Raw genomic sequence first — 4,846 nt, 5'->3', positions numbered from 1 at the left:
CATGCGAACTTCGACAGCCCGCGTGCTGCTCCTCGTCTCCATTGCGGGACTCCTTCTCGCCGGAATATCGAGTTCGACGATCGGCGGGCCCGACGGACCACGAATCGCCTCCGCCGCGGCCGGTAATACGACGACGAACGGGACGACGACAATCAACGGGACGACAACCAACGGAACGACGACTACAACGACTGCAACGGCTACAACGACACCGACATCGACAGCGACGACGAGTACAACGGGAACGGCATCGACAACGACGACCACGACTTCGACAACCACCACGACTACACAAACTACGACGTCGACGACAGCGACCACCACGACGACGGTTCCAACGACCACACAAACCACGACTTCGACGACGGCCACTGCCACGACGACGGTTCCAACGACTACGCAAACTACGACAGCGACCACCACGACGACGACGGCGACCACGACGACGGTTCCAGCAACTACACAGACGACAACCGCGGCCACTACCACACCGACGACTACCGCGGTTCCGACGGCCACGACAGCGACGGCCGAGACGAAAACGACCCGGAGCACGACCGAAACGACGGAACCACCGGCGTCTACGAAGACTGCGACGACCAGTGCAGGACGAAAAACGACGTGGGCGACTACCAACCGACGAACGAGGACACGGACAGAAGCGGTACCCGCGACGACGAACTCGACGGGTGGGGGCGATTCCAGCGGACCAAATCCGCCGTCAAATGGCGGTGAAAACACGACGAACGAGTGGACGCTCGGCGATACCGTGGCGCTCCTCGTTGGCTGTCTCGGCGTTCTGCTGATCGTGGTTCCGTGGTTGTCCTCCCGTGCGTATTCGTGGGTCGAGTGATGTCACCGACGGCGGTCCCGCGGTATTTCAGCGACATCTCCACTCCCGTTCGAGCACTCACACGAATGTCAATAAAAAGACAATCGGGTTCCTACACCCACTATTTCTAATCGGTTCTGAAGTCAGAATCCCGATACTATACGACGATTTCCGGCGAACTTCCCAAATCCAGTGTCGAGTCACCGACGATGGATTTTTGACTGTTGCTCGCCGACGCTTACAAAGTATATGAACGAGGATGGTCCCTCCGACGAGCGCGACGTCCATCGCGTGCAACACGACCTTACCGGCCCGCAGTCGCTCAGTACGACGGTAACGGTGGCTGTTGCGGACGTGGCGGGTGTCGAACCTTCGGACATCCCCGAACAACTCTACGACGTTATCGACCCGGAGGCGCTCGACAGGCTCTTCAAACCACGCGACGACGGCGTGGCACGACGGGGTGGCCGACTCTCGTTTTCACTGTACGGTCACCACGTGACCATCCGTGGCGACGGAACCATCACGGTGCAACCCGGTTTGGCGCGAATCAAGCAACTCGGGGGGAACCTCCTCGTCGTTGGGGCGGTTCCGGATTCCGTGATCGACGCGGCCAGCGTTCCGCTTCTCGGTGAGATGGCACACGATCGAACGCGACTCTTCGCGCTCCACGACAGGAGCATCACGACGGCACGCAGTCGCCTCGCGATGGCCAACGGCATGGGTTCCAACGCTCACGTCGTTGACTATCATACCGGTGCGCGGTCCGTTAGCACCGATTCGACGATGTCGGACACCCTCACCGTAGAACGCGTCGACGGTGGTATCGAGGAATTTCGAAGCACGATCGTCGAGACCATCGATAAACTCGACGAGAGTCACGGGGGCTTTGCCCCTGCAGAGCTTCGGTTCTGCTTCGACACGCTCCGTCCGTTGGTGGAAAACCACGACGACGCCGAAGTCGATGCGTTCCTTGGGCCGATCTGCGAGCGCATCAAAGACGTCGCCGGAATGGCCCACTACGTTCTCCCCATTGAGCGAGACTCTCCCCAAGTCACCGCAATCGCCCACAAGTTCGACGCGATAATCGAACTCCGCGCGGGGGAGAGCGGCCCGGAACAGCGCTGGTATCTCCGTGAAACGAATCATACGACCGAGTGGTTCGACCTCTGAAACCATCCAACAATGAGTGACGTACCCGTTTCCGATACCGTCGGAACAAGCGTCCAACCTCTCTTCCAACTACGGGATGACCCCGTCGGGTTGACCATCATCGACCCGCTCGAACGGAGTCAGTACTCGATCGGTACGACTCGACCGGTGACCCCACAACCCGTCCCGGTCGAAGAGTTCGACGCACCGGTCGGTGCCGTCGCTCGCATCCGGACGGATCGGATCGAGTTCCCGTTCGTCATTTCCGCCTACGTCCGCGATGAATCCGGGGAACTGATCGCCGCTGTCGACTACGAAAAGGAAGTAACGCTCCCCAGCGGTGAGTATTACATCGAACTGACGACGAAAGTGAAGACGTATTTGCGCGTCGAATCGTCCGTCACGTTCGAGATTCGGGGCGACGAATTCCATATCTCGTTCGGCGACGAAGTCGCCATCGAAATCGGTGCTCGGTCGGACCACACCCGTCCGGCGGGAACGGTGACTACGACGACCGATCCGGCGGACGTGATGGCCGCCGTCTCGACGTTCGGGTCGGCGTTGAAGACGTTCTCCCCCGAGCGCTCGTTCCCGACCCTCCGGGGCCATCCCCCGGTGGTCGAATTCGGCGACGAACTTCGGATTCCGGACGACCTGCAACCGCCGGAGACGGGCATCACCATCGAAGTCCCACCCGAATACGAGTTCGTTTTCCCCGTCGTCCCGCTAGCGTACTATCTCGGGGCGACCGTCGTTCCCGGCGAAACACCCCGAATCGTCACGAACAGGGGCATCCACTCGCTCGATCATCCCGAACGCGGGTTCGAGGGTGAAGTGGCGCGCGTCCTCAAACAGACGCTGTTCCTCGACTGTCTCGTCCGAACGGAGGGGTTGTACCGAGTCGAGTTGCACGAACGCGAGCAGGTCGGATCGATGCTCGATCTCGATTTTGAATCCCTCTACGATGCGTCGCTCGCCGAGCAACTCGATGCGTATCTCGACGTACCGTTTTCGCTCATCGAGGACGAACTTCCGACGTGGCGACTCACGCTACAACTTACGTCCGAAGCCGAAAACGTAGCACAGCTCCCGTACGTCCTCAGGGACTTGCCGATTCTCGACGTGAAAACACGGAACCGGGAAGCGAAGAGCGCGGTCGCATCACCGACTGCTATCAGCGAATTCACGCGGACGACGGAAACGAACCCGACGTATCCGTCGTCACCCATTCCGGACGAACAGTACGTCCTCCCGTCGGACACCGACACGCTCGAACACGCGTGGCTCGGGAACGGTGCACCGGTCGGCGGAAACAAACTGATCCCGTCCGGGTTCGAACACCGGTTGGACCGCGAGGAGTCGGCGGACGATGCCAAAATCACCATCGTCTGTAACGACCCGAAGATGCGGGCGGAGTATCAGGATACCCTGTACGGCAACCGCGACCGACTGCCGTTCGACGTGACCGTCGAGCAGAACTGCTCGACGGCGGAGCTTCGAAACCATCTTCGAGAACCGACGGACTTCTTCCACTACATCGGCCACGTCGAAAACGAGGCGTTCGTCTGCCACGACGGGCTGCTCCACCCAGCCGATGTCGGAGACATCGGCGTGGACATGTTCCTGTTGAACGCGTGTCGATCCTACGTCCCCGGAAAGCGACTCGTCGAGGCGGGAAGCGTCGGCGGCATCGTCACGTACAGCGAGATCGGAAACGCCGGTGCGACGGTCATCGGGCGGACGATCGCCAGACTGCTCAACGCCGGATTCCCGCTCCGGGCGGCGCTTTCGATCGCCAAACGTCGCCGACTCGTCGGCAATCAGTACGTCGTCGTGGGTGACGGCGGCATCCAAGTCGTCCAATCGGAGAGTGCACCGACCATCTTCTTCGTCGAACCGTTGGGCGGCGACGAGTACGAGTTCCGTATGCGCATGTTTCCGACGAGTCGGAACCCGATAGGATCGTTCGCCATGCCGTTCCTCGACGGCGTAGAGCGATACTTCCTCGTCGGCGGCGATCGCCCGACGTTCACGCTCACGGGAGACGAACTGCAACGGTGTTTCGGTCTCGCGGAGACGCCGGTCATGTACGACGACGAGATGCGGTGGTCGTCCGAGATCGACATCCGTCGGGACCTCTCGTAACGCCCTTCCCTCTCCCCTCCCTAACGGGACCAATGAATCGGAAGGACGCGGTCGAACGGGCGTTTCGTCTCCACGACGGATTCGAAGACGACGATGAGGAGTACGTCGTAACCACGACACCGTTCGACGGATCTGTTACAGTAGACGATAGCATCGAAGTGACCGTACGAATGCCGACGTTGTCGGCCGTCGTGACGGACGAACCGGTCGCAGACGTCGTCGAATCCGGCTGGTTCGAAACGCTCGAACTACGGTTGGAAGACGCTCACAGCGTCGTTTCGGCGGACGATGCGACGCCGCCGACGGTCGAGCGCGCCGGGGACGAAGTAGTTCTCTCGGTCGAGTTCTCGGGGAGCGACAAGGCGGCCGACGACGCCAAGGCTATCGTGGATTTCGCCGAGGGAACGTGGATGCAAGGGATCATTCCGGGCTACGAGTACGGTGAGCCAGCGGCGGGAATGCTGAACCGGGCACACCAACAGTACGACTGATTTTCCGTCGGGACCTCAATCCATCGAGATGTACGTTTGGGTGTCCTCGACGCCCTGTACGCCCTGAATCCCGTCGGCAGCGACGGTCTTCACTTCGGCGGGGTTGTCGACGTTGACCTTGACGATAATGTCGACGTCCCCGGCGACGATGTGGGCGTCTTCGACCCCCTCGATGTCGAGAATCGCGTTCTTCAGTCGATCAGCCTCTCCCGTGTTCGCCTTGACC

5 protein-coding genes are annotated in these 4,846 nt (G+C 60.7%); 3 read left to right on the top strand and 2 right to left on the bottom strand.

The window, feature by feature from the left end:
- Window positions 1-636 (bottom strand): hypothetical protein (locus WBV42_RS04310; RefSeq protein ID WP_423984935.1); only part of this gene is annotated, 636 nt, incomplete at its 3' end.
- 445 nt (window positions 637-1,081) lie between these two features.
- Here WBV42_RS04310 and WBV42_RS04305 point away from each other — a divergent pair.
- Genes WBV42_RS04305 through WBV42_RS04295 form a run of 3 tightly spaced genes read left to right on the top strand, consistent with a single transcriptional unit; the run spans window position 1,082 to window position 4,620 of the window.
- Complete coding sequence (locus WBV42_RS04305) at window positions 1,082-2,005, top strand: DUF7504 family protein (RefSeq protein WP_423984934.1); 924 nt, start codon at window positions 1,082-1,084, stop codon at window positions 2,003-2,005.
- 12 nt (window positions 2,006-2,017) lie between these two features.
- Complete coding sequence (locus tag WBV42_RS04300; protein WP_423984933.1) at window positions 2,018-4,129, top strand: hypothetical protein; 2,112 nt, start codon at window positions 2,018-2,020, stop codon at window positions 4,127-4,129.
- A 32-nt stretch (window positions 4,130-4,161) separates the two neighbouring features.
- Entirely contained in the window at window positions 4,162-4,620 is a 459-nt protein-coding gene (locus tag WBV42_RS04295; RefSeq protein ID WP_423984932.1) for a DUF5813 family protein, read from the top strand.
- A gap of 15 nt (window positions 4,621-4,635) precedes the next feature.
- Here the strand turns inward: WBV42_RS04295 and WBV42_RS04290 are convergent.
- The coding region (locus WBV42_RS04290; protein ID WP_423984931.1) for an Lrp/AsnC ligand binding domain-containing protein at window positions 4,636-4,846 on the bottom strand (211 nt) is incomplete at its 5' end.

It is taken from the genome of Haladaptatus sp., assembly GCF_049589095.1.
Taxonomy (GTDB): domain Archaea; phylum Halobacteriota; class Halobacteria; order Halobacteriales; family Haladaptataceae; genus Haladaptatus.
The sequence above is the reverse complement of the archived record's forward strand: the minus strand, read 5'-3'. Positions and strand labels throughout refer to the sequence as shown.